The sequence below is a fragment of the Mesorhizobium sp. M1A.F.Ca.IN.020.06.1.1 genome (genome assembly GCF_004023265.1).
In the GTDB taxonomy this organism is placed as follows: Bacteria; Pseudomonadota; Alphaproteobacteria; order Rhizobiales; family Rhizobiaceae; genus Mesorhizobium.
Window position 1 is genome coordinate 1 of sequence record NZ_RZSR01001468.1, and the last position, 933, is coordinate 933.

General features: G+C 67.3%; 1 protein-coding gene. It reads left to right on the plus strand.

Annotation, left to right across the window (positions count from 1 at the left end; translation table 11 throughout):
• Positions 1-873 (plus strand): amidase family protein (locus tag EOA60_RS34920; RefSeq protein WP_164899863.1); only part of this gene is annotated, 873 nt, incomplete at its 5' end.
• Positions 874-933 lie beyond the last annotated feature (60 nt).

Sequence of the window (933 nt, forward strand, 5' to 3'; positions counted from 1 at the left end):
GTCGTCGACCATGCGGTCAGCCGCTCGGTGCGCGATACAGCCCTCCTGCTCGACCTGACGCACGGCGCCGATCCGCTGTCGCCTTATGCGGCGCGGGAGCCCAAGGGCGCCTTCACCGCCGCAGCGGCGCGCGATCCAGGCCGGCTCAGCCTCGCCGTCTACCGCAAATCGCCGCTCGGCCTGCCGATCTCGGCTGAGACGATGGAAGCGCTGGACACCGCGGTGGCGCTGGCGCGCGAGGGCGGGCACACGGTGGAAGAGATCGACCTGCCCTATATCGGCCGCGACTTCATCGCCGATTTCTGCAAGAGCGTCGCGTCGGCCGTCGCAGGCATGATGCGTGCCGAGGCGAAGCGCGTCGGCCGCCCGGTGTCCGGCGAGGTCGAACGTGCGACGCGCGTGCTTGGTCGCCTCGGCGAAATGCTGTCCGCCGGCGAGGTCTATGACGCCGTGCAGCGGCTCAACGCCACCGCGCGGCAGATGATCGAAGACACGGCGCGCTTCGATGCCGTGCTGATGCCGATCATTGCGCACCCGCCGCTCGCCTGCGGCGCGATGGACCCGAAAGGCGCCGACGAGCTCGTCGAGAACGTCCTCGACAAATTGCATCTTACCGGGCTGCTCAGGATCAAATCGTTTTTCGGCCAGCTGATGGACAAGAGCCTGTGGTTCACTCCCTGGCCGGCGATCCACAATGTCAGCGGCCAGCCCTCGATCGCGCTGCCGGTGCATGTCACCGCAGGTGGCCTGCCGCTCGGCATCCAGGCCGCGGGACGGCCAGGCGACGAGGAGACGCTTTTGTCGCTCGCAGCGCAAATGGAGAAGATTTCAGGATGGCTGAAACGCCGCGCACCGCTCAAGGTGCCCGGCTAGGTCTGTCGATACTCAGGTGATGCCGGCCTGCGAATGGCGGTCTTCTGCGCTTCCGTACTC